A 15507-nucleotide genomic window follows, 5' to 3' on the forward strand; every position below is an offset into this window, starting at 1 on the left:
TGTTTGTCTAGCTTAATTCTTTTAAAGTACCACGTCGAACTTGATCTCTTTCAATAGCTTCGAATAGAGCCTGGAAATTTCCTTCACCAAACCCCTGATTGCCTTTGCGTTGAATAATTTCAAAAAAGACTGGTCCAAATATGTTTTCAGTAAATATTTGCAGTAACAAGCCGTCTTTGGGATCTGCTTCTCCATCAATTAAAATTTTCTCAGCATGGAGTTGATTCAGTGGCTCCTTATGCCATGGGAGGCGGTCATTAATCATCTCATAGTAAGTATCCGGTACATCCAGGAATTTGACCCCTTGTTTTCTTAAGCCGTTGACTGTTTTATAAATATCCTTGGTATTGAGAGCGATGTGTTGAATGCCCTCGCCATGATATTCATGAAGAAACTCTTCAATTTGTGATAAATCATCTTTGGATTCGTTTAAAGGAATTTTGATTTTGCCACAAGGGCTACCTAATGCTCGACTGACCAAACCAGTCATTTTTCCTTTGATATTGAAAAAACGAATTTCCTGGAAGTTAAAAATGGAAGCATAAAAACTGGCCCATTTATCCATATTACCGCGATAAACGTTATGGGTGAGATGGTCGATTGCGGTCAGACCATTTCCAACTACAGGTTCTGGTGAGGTAATATTCCATTCATGAGAGAAGGGTTGGTGTTCTTCATCGACAAAATAAATAACACTACCACCAATGGCCTGGATGGCTGGCAAGCTGTGATTGGCATGAGGTGCATCCTGAAATGCTATACCGCCATGCGCGATAGCGTGTTGAAAAGCGGCTTTGGCATCTTTTACTTTAAAGCCCATTGCACAAGCGCCTGGACCATGAGTTGAAGCATGCGCTTCTGCCTGGCAATCGGGAGCAGCGTTCACTATAAATTGTATTTCCCCTTGTTTGAAAAGGGTAATGTCCTGATTTTTATGGTGGGCAACGGCCTGAAACCCCATTTCAGAAAATTGTTGATGTAATTTGTTCCTATCAGGGCCTGAAAATTCTAAAAAGGCAAAGCCATCTAATCCGCAGGGGTTGTTATTTTGCATTATCAGATTCTCCTTGTATTTATTTACATAGCAATCCAGTGTATTGCTTGCCGGGGATTTTACAGATTAAATGGGTTGCACCAGAAACATCCCATCAGCTATAGCTAACAAACTGACAAAGACCCTTGAGTCATTTTTAATCACTTGATTTAATTTTTTAATTTCTCTGGTTTGCCCACTGGTATCATTCGGGTCAATTACTTTCCCATCCCAAAAAATATTATCTATGGCAATTAATCCTTTAGGTGTAACCAATTTTAAAGCCAGTTCATAGTAATTCAGATAATTGGTCTTGTCAGCATCAATAAAAATGAAATCAAATTGACGCTCTCCTCCTTCATTAAGTAGTGAGTGTAAAGTGTCAAGAGCAGGTCCAAGACGTAATTTAATTTTATGTTCCTGTTTGGCTTCACGCCAATAAGGATGGGCATGCTTTGTCCATCCCTCATTAATATCACAGGTGATAACTTGCCCATCATCAGGCAAAGCAAGAGACATGGCCAAGGCACTATAACCTGTGAATGTCCCAAGTTCTAATACTTTCTTTGCACGAGTCAAACGTATCAGCATCTGCATAAATTGGGCTTGCTCAGGAGCTACCTGCATATTGGCCAGTTCCATAGTGGATGTTTCTTTGCGTAATGCCGCAAGAGCAGGATGTTCACGCAAGGAAATATCAAGCAGGTATTCGTACAACTCAGGAGTAAGGGATAAATGTTTCATAAACGGTATCCAAATTAAGCCAATTTTTCCTTAGCCAAAGTGTCAGCAATCTCGCTAGTAGGTAAATTATCTTTAGCAGAGCGAGTAAAAATTTCAGTCAGAGAGGTATAGATACTATCAATTTGCTCACTTACCTTGTCTTCAGGCGTTTGTAAGTATTTAGAGGCAGCGAATATCAAACCACCTGCATTAATCACATAATCCACAGCAAACAGAATGCCTTTTTCGTGTAATATCTTGCCATGGTAAGTGTGTGCGAGCTGATTATTGGCAGCGCCAGCAATAATACTGGTTTGTAACTGGGGAATAGTAAGATCATTAATAATCGCACCTAAAGCACAAGGTGCAAATACATCACACGGTACTTTATGGATAATGTCAGTGCCGACCGCTTTCGCTCCCAACTCTTGAACCGCCATGTTCACAGCAGCAGGTGAAATATCAGCAACAGTTAATGTCGCGCCCAATTCGTGTAATTGTTTTGCCAGAGCATAACCGACGTGGCCAAGCCCCTGAATAGCAATATGCAAACCTTTGAGAGAGTCTTTACCTAATTTAAAGGCAACAGCAGCCTGAATCCCTCTTAACACACCCTTAGCAGTAGAAGGTGAAGGATCTCCATTGTATCTGGATAAACTGGCAACATAGTCAGTATGCTCAGCAATAATATCCATGTCACTTAATTCAGTGCCGCTATCCAAAGCAGTGATGTACCTGCCATTCAATTCATTAACGAATTCACCAAACCGATGCATGTATTCTGCTCGATTAAAAAAAACCTTAGGCTTAATAATAACCGATTTTCCACCGCCCAAAGGTAAATTGACCGAAGCAGCCTTAAAGCTCATGCCTCTGGCAAGGCGCATAGCATCCTTCAAAGCAGCAGCAGTATTAGGATATTCAATAAATCGACAACCACCCAAAGCAGGTCCCAACTTGGTGCTATGAATTGCAATCATAGCCTTCATCCCCGTTTGCGGATCCACCTTAAAATGTAAATCACCAAATCCATGAGACAATGCGTATTCGAGGAAATCTTCTTCAGCCAAAACCTGGTTATCATTTTTAATATTGTCAACAGACATCATTTTTAAGCTCCTCTTGCAATAATTTTGGAAGAAGTTATAGATCTATTCGTCAATTAAATCAATGTAATTCTTAGCAAACGGCCGTATTTGGCGCATCTTGAGAAAAAAACATTCTAAAAAATGCTCATGTACTTCAATGTACACTGCGCTTTTTTATTCTGTTTATTTTCTCAACCTGCGTTCAAATCCGACCGTTTGCTGGTAATGCCGTATTTGGTGTAGTATGAGCAAAAGTATTCTAAAAAATGCTCATGTACTTTAATGTACACCGCGCTTTTTTATTCTGTTTATTTTCTCAACCTGCGCTCAAATCCGACCGTTTGCGGGCAATACCGTATAGGATTTGTTTTAGAGTGATTATGTTCAAACTGCTGTGGTGTCTTCTGGCTTGCTGGTATACACTAATTCCAATAGAAACATTATGAATGGAGCATATTATGAGAAAAATTGCCTGGATACTGGGTTTAATGGTCTTAACTCCTTTTGTTTGGGCTGATAATGAGGCAACAGATTTGGTGCTTGATAAGATTTTTTTTCAAGTTTCCGCTAAAAAATGGGTTACTACCCAAACAGCGTTACTCAATGTCAGTATCAATGCCACTCTAAGTAATGCTGATTTGGTGAAAGCACGTGCTGACATAATGGATAGCTTAAACAAAATTGCTAAAGGAGAGTGGCATTTGGTGCAGTTTGACCGTTCTCAGGATAGTTCTGGCCTTGAGAAACTTTATGTACAAGCTCAGGCAAGAGTCGATCAATCTGCTCTGACTAATATTTATCAGAATGCCAAATCGGTCAGTAAACCTGGAGCCAAGTACGAGATCAGTGGTGTGGAGTTCAAACCCAGTTTGGAAGAGACTCAAGTCGTACGTGCCAAGATTCGTGAACAGCTTTATCAGCAAGTGAATGATGAAATTGATCGTATGAATAAAGCCTATCCCAAGCAAAATTACTCTGTGAGTAACCTGGTTTTTTTCGAGGGCGACAACATTCCCCAGCAACCAAGAGCCTATCAAGCGAAAGAAATGAATGCTTTAGCGATGGCCGCTGCTCCGGCACCATTGACAGTGAGTAATGAATTAATATTGACCGCTATGGTAGAAGCAGCATCCAATCGCAAACAGGGAGATTAATTAGTTGGTCCTTGAAAAAATTATCGGTCACCGGGGAGCGTCGGGTTATGCTCCAGAAAATACGATGGCGTCTTTTAATAAAGCATTGTCTTTAGGTTGCCGTTTCATTGAGTTTGATGTGATGTGCAGCCTTGATGGTGAACCTTTTATCATTCACGATGACAATTTGAAACGAACCACGAATGGAAAAGGAGAGGTGGGACTGGTGGAGGCAGATTATCTCCGTAGTCTTGATGCTGGCTCTTGGTATTCGAAGCAGTATAAGGGAGAAAAAGTTCCACACTTTACTGACGTATTAAAGTGGTTGTCTTTTTCCGATGTCCAGGCGAACATAGAAATAAAACCTTACCCTGGAATGGTTGAGCAAACTACTGTATCAGTGCTAAGTCATATCCATCGGCATTGGCCCCAAAATAAAGAGTTACCTCTCGTTTCCTGTTTTGAATGGGATGCTTTGGTATTATGCCGCAGTATTGCTCCAGAAATGCCTTTAGGGCTCTTGCTGCATGAGTGGGATAAAGATTGGTTACAGAAGGCGAAACAATTGGAATGTTATTCAATACATTTCAATAGAAAGATATTAACCGCTGATCGAGTGAAGGCAGTTAAGGATCAAGGCTATGTAGTATGCGCCTATACTGTAAACCGTAAACGTTTGGCCAAAAAGTTATTTGATTGGGGTGTTGATGCTCTCTTTAGTGATTATCCAGACTTGTTAAAATGAAAATACTCTTTTTGCTTTTGTTAATTTTTCTGAGTGTCATTCCTGCTCAAGCCAAACCAGTTGAGCTGGTTTTTTGGCATGCGATGGCAGGGCATTTGGGTGATGAAGTCCGTTTGCTTGCTGATGATTTTAATAAAAGTCAGAATCAATATCGAGTCAAACCGATTTACAAAGGAAATTATACGGAAACTCTTACCAATTTTGCTGCTGCATTCAGAGCTCGTCAAGCACCATCAATAGTTCAAATTTTTGAAGTAGGCACTTCAATTATGCTAGCTCCCCCTGGTGTGATCAAACCCGTTGATTTGTTGATGAGTGAGCATGGGAGCAGTTTGCCTAAGGATGATTTTATTCAATCAGTGCGTGAGTTTTATAGCAGGGATGGACAATTAATGGCGATGCCTTTCAATCTCTCGGCACCAGTTCTGTACTATAATGCTGATATTTTAGCCAAGGTGGGATATGGCAAGCATAACTTCCCTCAAACCTGGTCAGCAATGGAAATAATGGCAGAAAAAATTAAAAAAGCGGGTTATGACTGTACTTATACCACGGCTTATCCTGGATGGGTGTTATTTGAATCTTTTCTTGCTATCCATGGCTTGCCCATAACTCAAGGTAATCCTGCTCGTGCTGCTTTTCATACTCCCCAATTAATGGCTCATTTTCAACGACTAAAGCGCTGGCATGATTTGCATTATTTTCGTTATGGTGGTCGTGTTGATGATGCTACCATTTTATTTACCAGTAGTGTTTGTCCTTTATTTAGTCAATCATCGGGGGCTTATAATAGTTTATATGCCCTTGTTCCTTTTCATTTGGGTGTTGCAACAATGCCTTTGGATACGGGGGCCAGTCCGATAAGACATGCGAATGTGGCAGGGGGTGCTGCTCTATGGGCTGTAGGAGGACAAACAGAAGAGCAATATCGAGGAATTGCCAGATTCTTTGCATTTATTGCAAAACCGGAAGTGCAAAAGCGCTGGCATGAGCATACGGGTTATTTGCCGTTGGGGTTAAAAGGAATTTACGCTAACATTGTGCAATCAAGTCAACATCCCGCTTTATTATTAGCCAGAACAGATCTCGAGGACAATTTACCTGAGAAACCTTATAAACACATGGGTCCACAAAATCAAATTCGTGGAATTAATGATGAAGTTTTAGAGGCGATGTTTGCAGATTTGATGAGTCCGGAGGAAGCTCTGAACGAGGCGATGATCAGAGCGAATCATTTATTGTTACGTTTTGCCAGAAATACTCAAAGAGAAAGGGTAGTTGATAATAAAGTGGGCAAGGGTTTGGGCTAAGGTTTTTTGATTCATCGGTTTGGTTAGCGAAGCTTGAAGAAAGCGAACCTGGCTTGGTGATAAACGAGCATAAGCATCCTCTCCACGAACGCTCTTATCAATTAGGTGATACATATTTTTTAACTTGTTTCAAAGGATGAAATGATGATTATCAGATTCTCAAAAGTGTTGCTTGTTGTTGCTGTTTCTTTTTTTTGTTTACTTACTGCATTTGGAAACATCACTGATTATTCCGCCAATTTTCCTGCTGTGGTAAAAGTATTAACCATGAGTGATATATTTCCTAATTCCACCATCGCCTATCGAGCAATAACTAGTCCAGTTCTGCATTATGTTGCATTTATTATCATTGTTATCCTGGAATTATTAACCGCCATATTTTGTGGAATTGGTGCGTGGAAATTGTTTAAGGCAAGAAATGAAAGTGCTTCTGTTTTTAATCATTCCAAGAATTGGGCTATTGGAGGTCTTACGTTGGGTTTTGTAACCTGGCAAGTGATTTTTATGTCCATAGGAGGAGAGTGGTTTGGTATGTGGATGTCTCCCACGCTCAACTCAGCCCTTACCACAGCTTTTCATATCTTCATTACTATTTTAGCCGTTATGATTTATTTGGTGATTAAGGATGAATAGAGAGATTTCAGAGATTAATTTGTAACAGGGTAGCCTCCTATCGGAACGGCTGTATAGAGAACATTTAAATATGAGTTGACTCAGTATTGCCTTAATTTTGATTATGCTCTTTCAAGCAAACCAAAACATCAGACCAAAATAATCTTTGGTCTGATGTGGTATTGCTTATTAATTTAGATGGTTTGTAAATTCGGATATAATCTCTGAGAGCTTTCTTCTACTTCAGCTTCTTTATTGCGTACCGATGAAGTGGAGTGTGACGGTTTACTGAAAAACCGTATGGTATCCTTTTGATTTTGATCATGCTCGTTAATCTTATCTAATGATTGGAACTCATCGAAACAGTCTAAAAATTTGCTTGCTGTGCTAATTGTCATCAAAAAGGTAGATAAGGAAACTGCGATACCCAAGAGAGGATCACAAAAAGTTAAGGGGATACCTACTGATAAACAAGCTACATAACTAAAAAACGCTGCAGTAGCCCAGAACATGAGTTCACAAACTTTAAAGAAATTAGCAATAATAACGTCTGCCTGCATAGATTCTGTCGTATCTTTTATTGTTTCAAACGCTTTGTCAGCATTAATTTGCCCAGATTTTACCTGTGAGACCAACGAAATGAAATTTTCGTACTCCTCAACGACATCGAGGCCATCGTCTTCATTTTCGGTCTTGTTGAAAGCTGAATTATAAAAATACTTGATTTGATTTAATTGTTGGAGAAACTTTATTGATAATTCTTGGCCATTAAAAAATTGATTTAATTGTGTATCACAATTTTGCAAGCGTTTTTCCAAGAGCCGGGCATTGTTGTAAGAAGGCATAGTTTACCTCAATTGTAATTATAAATTTAAAATCCTATTGATTTATAACGAATTATTGGATTATATATAACCAATGTGGCAGCATAATACCATATTTTAAAGAAAATTAAAGTTTAACTTATCAAGAATAGTTTTTTACAAAAACAGAAAATCATAAGCTCTGTTTTACTGCATCATACAAACTGGTAAATTGAATATCTTCACCTAATGCTGTTTTTAACATGTCAATCTTCAGTCGTTTGGACGCTCGCATGAATTCTCTTTTCATAGGGCTTGCTTTTTTCCAAGCTTGCTCAAAAGACTCATAGGATGCTGATTCGATTCCTAATGCGTTTGCTACCGTTTGTTGTAGTTCGCCCATATGGGTTGGGTTGCCATCGGCAACATTATAGACAGCCGATGTTGTTTGCTTTTGGCCAAGCAAATAAGCTATGAAAGACAAATCCTTGACAAAAATATGATTGGTAAAAGGGGCTTCAGTCGGTTTTATTATTGGAATTTTCGATTTGGCTGCATCGACTGGGATTCTGTTCGGTCCGTAGATGCCTGCAATACGCAATAAGGAAAGCTCTTTATTGTGTTGCTGACAATAGGCCAGCCATTGTTGTTCTGCATCCAATCGTCTTTGTTGACGTGGGGAGTCAATAATACAAGCTGATAATTCGTCAATCCAGGCTCCTTGATGGTTTCCATAGACTCCACTTGAACCAAAGTAAATAATTTTCTTTGCATTTATTGAACTTTGATTTAAAAACTTTTGTAAGAAAGTATCGCAGGTACCTTGAGAGGGCGGGGGAATTAGATAGTAGATAATGGAGTCGGGCTCGCTCCAATGAAATGGGTATGCGAGATCATGGCTTATATGCTGTAGTTTTGAAAGTTCCAATTCCTTTTTTAATTGTCGTGATACTACGGTTACCTGTTGATGATGCCTAAGAAGCTCTTGGGCCAGGTAATAACCGCAATAGCCATAACCAAGAATTAAATGATGCATAAGTAGTCCCGATAAATTAAAATTGGTTTATTGTTTAGCCTGGAAGCGACATAAGTTCTGAAAATCACAGCGTTGGCAAATAGTCAGATTTTGAGGGCGTGGCGGACAATAGCCAGACTTAATTTCTTCAGCTAAATGAGTTAATTGTTCTAGCCAGCGTTGTCGATAGTCTTCCCAATTTTCATCCTCTTTCAAAGTATTAATCGCTTTGGTTTCCCATTTTTCTTCGCTAAAACCACTGAGCTTGATTTTTCCGGTTTTTAATTGAATCAGTAACAAAGTATTAATTTGTTCGTTAAGCAACGCATAAAGTAGCAATTGAGGTTCCATTGGTCTTTCTTCATTCCATGGTTTGCCGCCAGGGAGAGTGCTTTTGTAATCAATGACCCATTGTTTGTTACCTACTTCATCCAGTCTGTCCACTCTTACTTTAAAATCGAGCCCAGCCAAATTGATCGAATGATTTTCTTCCAGGCCTGTGATTTTAAAAGGAGGGCGTTGCTTTTCCCATTCCAGATAAGACAAGATAATTCGTTTTAATCTGATGTATTCAACATTGGCAACCAAGTCAGGAAAAGCTTGGGAGTGTCGTTGCCTAATCGGATTTAAAGCGCCTTGAATTGCTTGATCAATGAATCGTTCAAGTTCAGCGGGTTTTAATTTAATTAAGTGTTCCTGATTTTCCAATCTTTGCCAGAGCAACTCCAGGATTTTATGGATTAATTGACCTTTTTCCTTGTCATCCATTCCATCTGTAGTTTTTAGAACAGGGTTTGCCTTAAGTCGGTGTTGTGCTAATGCTTTAAAAGGGCATTTGGCCTGATTGCTTAGTAAGCTGGTTCCACCAGAAATTGATTCATCAGGTTTTACAGGTACTTTATAGTTTTCTTCAAGAGGAACCAAACAACTTTGAACATTTGTTTTATTGTCAGCAGGCCGGCTGAGGTAGGCAGGATAATGAGTAATCAATGAGCAGGGTAAATTAGGCGTGTCATCGTCAAATTGTGGATAACTAAAAACGGTTTCCACGCTGCCTCGTTGCAGTCTTTGCAAAATTTGCTTGGCATATTGGAGCTCTCTAGCCGGGATACTGTGAGGCATGCCCAGTTCTCGCTGTAATTCAAATGGGATAAAGGGCGATAAACGTGTTTGTTGAGGTAAACATCGATCAGTCAATCCCATTACCCAAAGGCTGTCAAACTCGCAACCTGATGCCTCTAACAATCCCAAAATTTGAATTGGTGAATTGCTTTTTTGTGGTTGAAAAATAGTGTTGTCTATGAGTTGTTTTAGCGTTTCAAATGCCTCTTTTTTAGTCAAGTGGCTGCTTATCAGACTTAATTGTCTGAATTCGTCAAAAATCATTGTAAAGCGATTAAAGCATTGATAATCCTCTGAGTTCAAAACATAATCTCCAGGAAAACCAATGCCATTTAACCTCTCCTGAAATAACTCAATCCACTCATCCAGGGTAGTTTTTTCCGGATAAAAATTCATGTTTTTTAACAATTCAGCCAGTTTAGGTGTGTGGTAGGCAATGTCCTCGATAAATAATTTTGTGGGGAAAGACTGGTCTTGCAACAACTTGCTTTCTTGTAAGTAATCTGATCTTTGAAGAAACTCATCTTTTGCCTTGCCAAGGTAGGGTGATTGGAGCAGTAAAGCTGCTTGATGATTATTTAAGAGATTGTGATCAAGACTCAGCCAAATGAGGGCATGAGAGATCAAGTGAAATGCGCTTAATGGTTTGCCTAAAGAAATATTAAATAAATTGGGTTCAAAGCAGTCGCGTAAAATTCGTTGCAAAACTGATGATTCTTGTTCAAGATTAGGCACAACAACTCCGATTTGCTTTTTTCCTTGTTGAATTTTCTTCTCCAACCAGGTCATCAATTCCTGGTATTCTGTTTTTTTGTCTTTAGCTGAGAAAACCTCGGGAGTCTCCTGGTTTTCTTTTAAATCATAACCATATTGAATTACCCCCTGCGCGTTCAAATAATTTTGCAGGGATAACTGCTGTGGATTAAAGTCGTCAAAGCACATCCAGACAACGGTTTTTACAAGCCCTTGATAATTGGAATCAAGCAAGTAGGGAATTAATTGATGCTGGTGGATGGCAGAAATTTCTTTAAGTATTTTATTAAAAGATTGCCACCATTGTTGAAATTGTTGTGTTTGCGGCGTGTAGTGAAAAGCAGGTGCTTCAGGTGTAAGTTGCCATTGCTCACAGTATTCCCATGCTTGTATTATTGTTTTAAGCAAGCCTTCCGTGTAAATGATAGAAGGATAAGATTTAATCAGTTTTCGCCATAAATGTTGGCATTGTGCTGAGTTTAAAAGTATGGGATGTTCCAGGTCTGGTTTTTGGAATTTGAGTTGTTCAAAAGAGTTAACCAGAAATGTATTAAAAGGCAAGCATATTGGCTTGGTAATTGTTTTTCTGGAGCAACAAGTGAAGCAATTCTGAAGGATGGCCGCGCTTAATCTATTGTTAGGAGTAATAGCGACTGCTCCTTGAGACAATAGATTATAAAGCTCATCTGACTTAAGTTCATCGGTGAACTTTATGGGCATGTTCTTCTGATTTACTTTTTGCCAATGCATGCTTATGTTTTTGTTGACGTCGGGTTTGGGTATGCAGGATATCGTATACTAATTGCCCTCTTAAATACATAGCAGCTAGCCCGGATGCAACAGCCAGCAAAATACCAAAAAGCACATAACTATAGGCCAAAACAACTAGATAGAACAAAACCATGCTGCTTAGAGTGGTTACTTCAAACAGTTTGGCATTTGCTTCTGACATCAAGAAGACAAGGCCGAGATCAAAGACAGGTAGTGAGGCTATGACCATACTGAATCCTAGCCAAAAAGTTTTTCTTTTATATGGTTTTTTACAGTGAACGATGGCTTCCCCAAAAATGGCCCCGGTGCAGGAAGCTACAACCATGCCAAGAATGACCGATTGATAGACCGGAATAATTTCTTCAATTCCAATCGAAGTGAGGAATGCATTGATCAGTATCGTGCCAACGACCGATAACAAGCCAAAATAGATTGCTGACAATAACCGTGGATTTGAGATCGAAAGTGCTGGATCTTGTGTGTTCATGATGCACCTTATAATAAGTTCTATATGATAAATATTAGTACATTATTTCAATAATGTGGACTTGGGTTTTATTAATTTTCTATAGGGCACTGTTAAATTAAATACTTTTGAAAAAGCAGGGTAAAGGAAAATGAGAGCGAGTCGGAGTTGCCAAAATAGACTATAAATAGAGTAAGTTAGATTAATGAATTCGAGATTAAAATGAACTCAATTCTTTTTAAAAATGCCAACGTCATTTTGGGAGCGTCTACTAAACTTCAAAAAAATTTTGATGTTCTGGTACAAAATAATTTGATTTGCAAAGTGTCGCAAACACCACTTCAACTTCTCGAAGGAATGCACATTATTGATGTCAAAGAGAAGACATTAATGCCCGGTTTAATCGATGCCCATGCTCATATTACCGGATTGACTTTAAGTCCCAAAAATATCCTCTACTCTGAAGCAGAGATATTTTTAGCTGCGGCTACTTATCTTAAAAACAGTTTGTTTTATGGTTTTACGACTTTACGAGAAGCTGGAGGCGCTGATTTTAGAATAGCACAATTACTCGATAATAAGAGTATTCCAGGGCCTCGATTATTTTATTCCGGGAGGGCATTAACGCAAACAGGAGGAGGAGCTGATTTTAGAAAACCAAATGAACAGTTTGATCCTTGCGGGCATATTAGCCCTTTCTCAACGATGTCGGTTATTGCAGATGGAGTTGATGAAGTGAGAAAGGCTGCTCGAGAAGAGTTAAGGAAAGGAGCAACACAATTAAAAGTATTTGCTTCAGGCGGGGTTGTTTTTCCTTCCCTTAGCAATCCAACACTGTATGAATATTCCGAGGAGGAGTTATCGACTATTGTTGAAGAGGCGCGAGCAAGAAATACTTATGTTATGGCTCATGCTTATAGTGATGAATCAGTAAGAAAATGTATTAAATCAGGTGTACGTTCCATTGAACATGCTAATTTTGTAAGCGAACCAACTGTAGAATTAATGTCGGAAAGTGGTGTGTTTTACGATCCGACATTTATTTCATTGGTGCAAAGAATTGAAAGTGCTGAACAAAACCGGTTGTCTGAAGCTATTGTAGCCAATTTGAAAAATACTATTGAAAAAGGCAAAAAGGTTTATGAATATGCCTTAAAATATAAGATTCCTATTGCTTTTGGTACGGATTTGTGGGGTCCTGAGGCACAGAGAGATCAGTTAAGAGAACTTGAAATGCGCAAGGAGCTTGATTCAGCAGCCAATATCATTCGCTCAGCTACCGTAGTCAATGCGGAATTATTAATGCAAAAGGGGAAACTTGGCGTCATAAGCGAAGGAGCTTATGCTGATCTGTTAGTGGTAGATGGTAATCCTTTAGTCAATTTAAATGTTCTGCTCCGCCCGGATGAAAACCTTAAATTGATTATGAAAGATGGGGTCATTTATAAGAATGAATTATAAAGCAAGGTCTTTTTCAGAAGTCCTGTTGCATACTAGGGTATAGAAATGGAAGCCAATAACTGTTTCATTTTTTCTAAACCAAGCTCATTCATAGTCGCTATATTTTTTTCTGGTATAATATGGGTGTCACCATAGGCAGCGATTGCTTTGTCCAGGCTGTCTTCCCTTAATAAATGGATCATCGGATAAGGGGAACGATTAGTGTAGTTGGCAACATCATCTGGAGAACTATCAGCAAAATAATAATCCGGGTGGAAAGTAGCGAGTTGGTATATCCCTTCATAATTTAAGTTTTGAATTAATTGTTCAGCAAGGCTTATGAAATCCAGATAAGAAAAAAAGTCTTTAAATGCTCGAGCAAAAATAAGCAGAGTCGTTTCAACAGCAGGGTTTGCTTCCAGAAATTGAATTTCAGTGATTAAATCTTTAAGTGCCTGGTGTTTTTTGAGGGTATCTGAAGTAAGTATTCTTAAAGTGCCTTTGTTTACGGGGCCTTTTGCAAAAGGGCAAATCGTGTAATTGATAATGAATGTCCGCACCCATTTCATGGTGTGTTCTGAAATCAATGGATCATGATAGAGCATAGAGTAAGTGGTTTCGAAAAAAGGGATATTGTACCTTGATCATGTGAAATAACAATTTCTTCTAAATAGATATCAAAATCAAGTATACTTTGGTTAAAACAAAAATGGATTTTTGTCATGCAAAAAATATGTCGTTTTATTTTTAAATTAATCGGGTGGAAGATAGTTGGTGAATTACCGAATGAAAAAAAATATATTGTGATTGTTGCTCCGCATACCAGCAATTGGGATTTTGTCATTTGCCTGTGTGCCCGTTTTGTTGTCGGGGTTAAAATCAATTTTTTAGCGAAACATCAGTTATTTTTTTTCCCTTTGAGCTATTTTTTGCGCGCAGTTGGAGGTACTCCTGTTGATCGTTCTAAAAAGGGGAACCGGGTTGATAAAGTTGTAGAGTTGTTTCGCCAACGTGATGAATTAAAGCTGGGCCTGGCTCCCGAAGGTACCCGAAGTCCGGTGATCAGATGGAAAGAGGGGTTTTATCATATTGCTCGGCAAGCAGGTATTCCTATAGTGATGGTGGGGCCTGATTATTCCACTAAAGAAATCCGTATCCATGAACCTTTTTGGACCACAGGAGATATTAAAAAGGATTTTCAGTACATTATCGAGTTTTTTAGAACGATTAAAGGTTATCGCCCTAAAGAGATACCTAATTATAATCCTAAAGATTCTGATGCCTAAAAATGCTTGCGTAAAATTTCAAGCTCATGATGCATTTGATCAATTTTTTCCAGTAAATCAAGAGCTAAAGCGACTCCAGGCAGGTTAATGCCTAAATCTCTATGTAATCGAAAGGCGGATTGAAGGCGACGCAATTCTTTTTGGCCTAATGCAATTTTTTCGGGATCAGATGGTTGATCTGGAAACAAACCTTGTTCGATCATTTCAATGAATAATTCTTCAGGAATATGATACCTTTGGCATACTTCAATAAAAGAAATCGTTGTGGTTTCTTCGATAAGCATGCCTATTAAAAGATTCTCTTTGCTCATGCTTATACTCCCATAGTCTTACGAGGGTTGTAAGGCATTACCTCCGCCATTTTTTTATATAAAGCTTTTGCTTCTTCAGTTTGAGCAGGGGGGGTAATAATTTTTAATAGAACATATTGATTACCAGGGGGTGAACCTGGTAATCCGCGATTTTTAATTCTGAGTTTTTGCCCGCCTTGTGAGCCCGGAGGGATTTTTAAATCGATTTTTCCTGCCAGGGTTGGTATAACAACCGTAGCTCCTAAAGCAGCCTCCCACGGTGTGATAGGTAATGTGAGATAAATATCATTCTCCATGATATCAAATATGGGGTGTTTCATCACCTCGACTGTTAGATAGAGGTCGCCGCGAGCCCCCCCTCCGCTTCCACTGCCTCCTTGTCCTGCCAAGCGAATTTGTTGTCCTGATTTAACCCCTGCAGGGATTTTAACTTTCAGGGTCTGTATTTTAGTCTCTGTACCTTGTTCAACAGGAACTTGTAAGTTTTTAACAGCTCCATGGTAAGCTTCCTCTAGACTGATAGTGATTTTGCCATGATAGTTTTGACCAGTCATCTGTTGCTGTTGATAGCGCGAATGTCCAAACAAGGTTTCAAAAAAATCGCTGTCAAAATGAAATTCCTGAAAGGGTTGTTCTTGAGTTCTTCGCCCGGTAAATCCATCGCTTTGGGGATTGAATTCCTTGTATTTCAGATATTGATCATATTCGGATCTTTTTTTAGGGTCTTTCAGTACTTCATAGGCTTCTGCCATTTCTTTAAATTGTTCTTCAGCATCTGGTTCTTTACTAATATCGGGGTGATATTTGCGGGCTAATTTTCGGTAAGCCATTTTGATGTCTTTTTCAGAAGCATCCTGACTGACTCCCATGATTTTATAGTAGTCTTTATCCATTTT

16 protein-coding genes are annotated in these 15507 nt (G+C 39.0%); 6 read left to right on the forward strand and 10 right to left on the reverse strand.

Translation table 11 applies throughout. The annotated features are described in order from the left end of the window. Positions 1-7: 7 nt before the first annotated feature. The 3 genes from hppD to OQI99_RS01000 form a co-directional block, all read right to left on the reverse strand. Positions 8-1054, reverse strand: a complete 1047-nt coding sequence (gene hppD / locus OQI99_RS00990; RefSeq protein WP_061512682.1) for a 4-hydroxyphenylpyruvate dioxygenase — start codon at positions 1052-1054, stop codon at positions 8-10. A gap of 66 nt (positions 1055-1120) precedes the next feature. After that, the gene (locus OQI99_RS00995) at positions 1121-1777 is read right to left on the reverse strand and encodes a class I SAM-dependent methyltransferase (RefSeq protein ID WP_061512683.1); all 657 of its coding nucleotides are present in this window, start codon (positions 1775-1777) and stop codon (positions 1121-1123) included. A 14-nt stretch (positions 1778-1791) separates the two neighbouring features. Then, positions 1792-2865 (reverse strand): Leu/Phe/Val dehydrogenase, encoded by a 1074-nt coding sequence (locus tag OQI99_RS01000; protein ID WP_061512684.1) that lies wholly within the window; start codon positions 2863-2865, stop codon positions 1792-1794. A gap of 437 nt (positions 2866-3302) precedes the next feature. Here OQI99_RS01000 and OQI99_RS01005 point away from each other — a divergent pair, with 437 nt between their 5' ends. From OQI99_RS01005 to OQI99_RS01020, 4 genes are all read left to right on the forward strand, one after another. After that, the gene (locus tag OQI99_RS01005; RefSeq protein ID WP_061512685.1) at positions 3303-3998 is read left to right on the forward strand and encodes a hypothetical protein; all 696 of its coding nucleotides are present in this window, start codon (positions 3303-3305) and stop codon (positions 3996-3998) included. A gap of 4 nt (positions 3999-4002) precedes the next feature. Next, complete coding sequence (gene ugpQ / locus OQI99_RS01010) at positions 4003-4722, forward strand: glycerophosphodiester phosphodiesterase (RefSeq protein WP_061512686.1); 720 nt, start codon at positions 4003-4005, stop codon at positions 4720-4722. Continuing rightward, entirely contained in the window at positions 4719-6032 is a 1314-nt protein-coding gene (locus OQI99_RS01015; protein WP_265731091.1) for an extracellular solute-binding protein, read from the forward strand. Before ugpQ ends, OQI99_RS01015 begins: the two co-directional genes overlap by 4 nt. A 144-nt stretch (positions 6033-6176) precedes the next feature. Then, the gene (locus tag OQI99_RS01020) at positions 6177-6665 is read left to right on the forward strand and encodes a DUF2165 domain-containing protein (RefSeq protein ID WP_322783708.1); all 489 of its coding nucleotides are present in this window, start codon (positions 6177-6179) and stop codon (positions 6663-6665) included. A 173-nt stretch (positions 6666-6838) separates the two neighbouring features. Here the strand turns inward: OQI99_RS01020 and OQI99_RS01025 are convergent, their stop codons facing one another. From OQI99_RS01025 to OQI99_RS01040, 4 genes are all read right to left on the reverse strand, one after another. Then, entirely contained in the window at positions 6839-7489 is a 651-nt protein-coding gene (locus tag OQI99_RS01025; RefSeq protein ID WP_265731093.1) for a lpg2271 family Dot/Icm T4SS effector, read from the reverse strand. 151 nt (positions 7490-7640) lie between these two features. Continuing rightward, complete coding sequence (locus OQI99_RS01030; RefSeq protein ID WP_265731094.1) at positions 7641-8483, reverse strand: SDR family oxidoreductase; 843 nt, start codon at positions 8481-8483, stop codon at positions 7641-7643. Positions 8484-8510: 27 nt separating this feature from the next. Further along, a complete protein-coding gene (locus OQI99_RS01035; RefSeq protein WP_416209976.1) occupies positions 8511-11087 on the reverse strand; it encodes a PD-(D/E)XK nuclease family protein in 2577 nt (858 codons plus the stop codon). After that, positions 11035-11595 carry a hypothetical protein gene (locus OQI99_RS01040; protein ID WP_265731096.1) on the reverse strand — a complete coding sequence of 187 codons (561 nt, stop codon included), beginning with the start codon at positions 11593-11595 and terminating at the stop codon, positions 11035-11037. The genes OQI99_RS01035 and OQI99_RS01040 overlap by 53 nt, the downstream gene beginning before the upstream one ends. A gap of 201 nt (positions 11596-11796) precedes the next feature. Between OQI99_RS01040 and OQI99_RS01045 the strand changes: the two genes are divergently transcribed. Continuing rightward, the gene (locus OQI99_RS01045) at positions 11797-13035 is read left to right on the forward strand and encodes a metal-dependent hydrolase family protein (protein WP_265731097.1); all 1239 of its coding nucleotides are present in this window, start codon (positions 11797-11799) and stop codon (positions 13033-13035) included. Between the two features lie 32 nt (positions 13036-13067). Here the strand turns inward: OQI99_RS01045 and OQI99_RS01050 are convergent, their stop codons facing one another. Beyond that, positions 13068-13619 (reverse strand): DUF1415 domain-containing protein, encoded by a 552-nt coding sequence (locus OQI99_RS01050; RefSeq protein ID WP_265731098.1) that lies wholly within the window; start codon positions 13617-13619, stop codon positions 13068-13070. A gap of 117 nt (positions 13620-13736) precedes the next feature. Between OQI99_RS01050 and OQI99_RS01055 the strand changes: the two genes are divergently transcribed. Beyond that, positions 13737-14300 carry a lysophospholipid acyltransferase family protein gene (locus OQI99_RS01055; RefSeq protein WP_265731099.1) on the forward strand — a complete coding sequence of 188 codons (564 nt, stop codon included), beginning with the start codon at positions 13737-13739 and terminating at the stop codon, positions 14298-14300. Here the strand turns inward: OQI99_RS01055 and OQI99_RS01060 are convergent. Together OQI99_RS01060 and OQI99_RS01065 are read right to left on the reverse strand one after the other, a co-directional pair. Beyond that, positions 14297-14611: a chaperone modulator CbpM gene (locus tag OQI99_RS01060; RefSeq protein ID WP_265731100.1), complete on the reverse strand. Its 315-nt coding sequence runs from the start codon at positions 14609-14611 to the stop codon at positions 14297-14299. The genes OQI99_RS01055 and OQI99_RS01060 overlap by 4 nt on opposite strands. Positions 14612-14613: 2 nt before the next feature. Continuing rightward, on the reverse strand, positions 14614-15504 hold the full coding sequence (locus OQI99_RS01065) for a DnaJ C-terminal domain-containing protein (protein ID WP_265731101.1): 891 nt from the start codon (positions 15502-15504) through the stop codon (positions 14614-14616). Positions 15505-15507: the final 3 nt, after the last annotated feature.

The sequence above is a fragment of the Legionella sp. PATHC039 genome, assembly GCF_026191275.1.
Classification (GTDB): domain Bacteria; phylum Pseudomonadota; class Gammaproteobacteria; order Legionellales; family Legionellaceae; genus Legionella; species Legionella pneumophila.

Coding starts and splice junctions, on each gene's coding strand:
- OQI99_RS01005 (WP_061512685.1), top strand. CDS start 3,303: ATGAGAAAAATTGCCTGGATACTGGGTTTAATGGTCTTAACTCCTTTT.
- OQI99_RS01050 (WP_265731098.1), bottom strand. CDS start 13,619: ATGCTCTATCATGATCCATTGATTTCAGAACACACCATGAAATGGGTG.
- OQI99_RS01020 (WP_322783708.1), top strand. CDS start 6,177: ATGATTATCAGATTCTCAAAAGTGTTGCTTGTTGTTGCTGTTTCTTTT.
- OQI99_RS01015 (WP_265731091.1), top strand. CDS start 4,719: ATGAAAATACTCTTTTTGCTTTTGTTAATTTTTCTGAGTGTCATTCCT.
- OQI99_RS01055 (WP_265731099.1), top strand. CDS start 13,737: ATGCAAAAAATATGTCGTTTTATTTTTAAATTAATCGGGTGGAAGATA.
- OQI99_RS01065 (WP_265731101.1), bottom strand. CDS start 15,504: ATGGATAAAGACTACTATAAAATCATGGGAGTCAGTCAGGATGCTTCT.
- OQI99_RS01040 (WP_265731096.1), bottom strand. CDS start 11,595: ATGAACACACAAGATCCAGCACTTTCGATCTCAAATCCACGGTTATTG.
- hppD (WP_061512682.1), bottom strand. CDS start 1,054: ATGCAAAATAACAACCCCTGCGGATTAGATGGCTTTGCCTTTTTAGAA.
- OQI99_RS01035 (WP_416209976.1), bottom strand. CDS start 11,087: ATGCATTGGCAAAAAGTAAATCAGAAGAACATGCCCATAAAGTTCACC.
- OQI99_RS01025 (WP_265731093.1), bottom strand. CDS start 7,489: ATGCCTTCTTACAACAATGCCCGGCTCTTGGAAAAACGCTTGCAAAAT.
- OQI99_RS00995 (WP_061512683.1), bottom strand. CDS start 1,777: ATGAAACATTTATCCCTTACTCCTGAGTTGTACGAATACCTGCTTGAT.
- OQI99_RS01030 (WP_265731094.1), bottom strand. CDS start 8,483: ATGCATCATTTAATTCTTGGTTATGGCTATTGCGGTTATTACCTGGCC.
- OQI99_RS01000 (WP_061512684.1), bottom strand. CDS start 2,865: ATGATGTCTGTTGACAATATTAAAAATGATAACCAGGTTTTGGCTGAA.
- OQI99_RS01045 (WP_265731097.1), top strand. CDS start 11,797: ATGAACTCAATTCTTTTTAAAAATGCCAACGTCATTTTGGGAGCGTCT.
- OQI99_RS01060 (WP_265731100.1), bottom strand. CDS start 14,611: ATGAGCAAAGAGAATCTTTTAATAGGCATGCTTATCGAAGAAACCACA.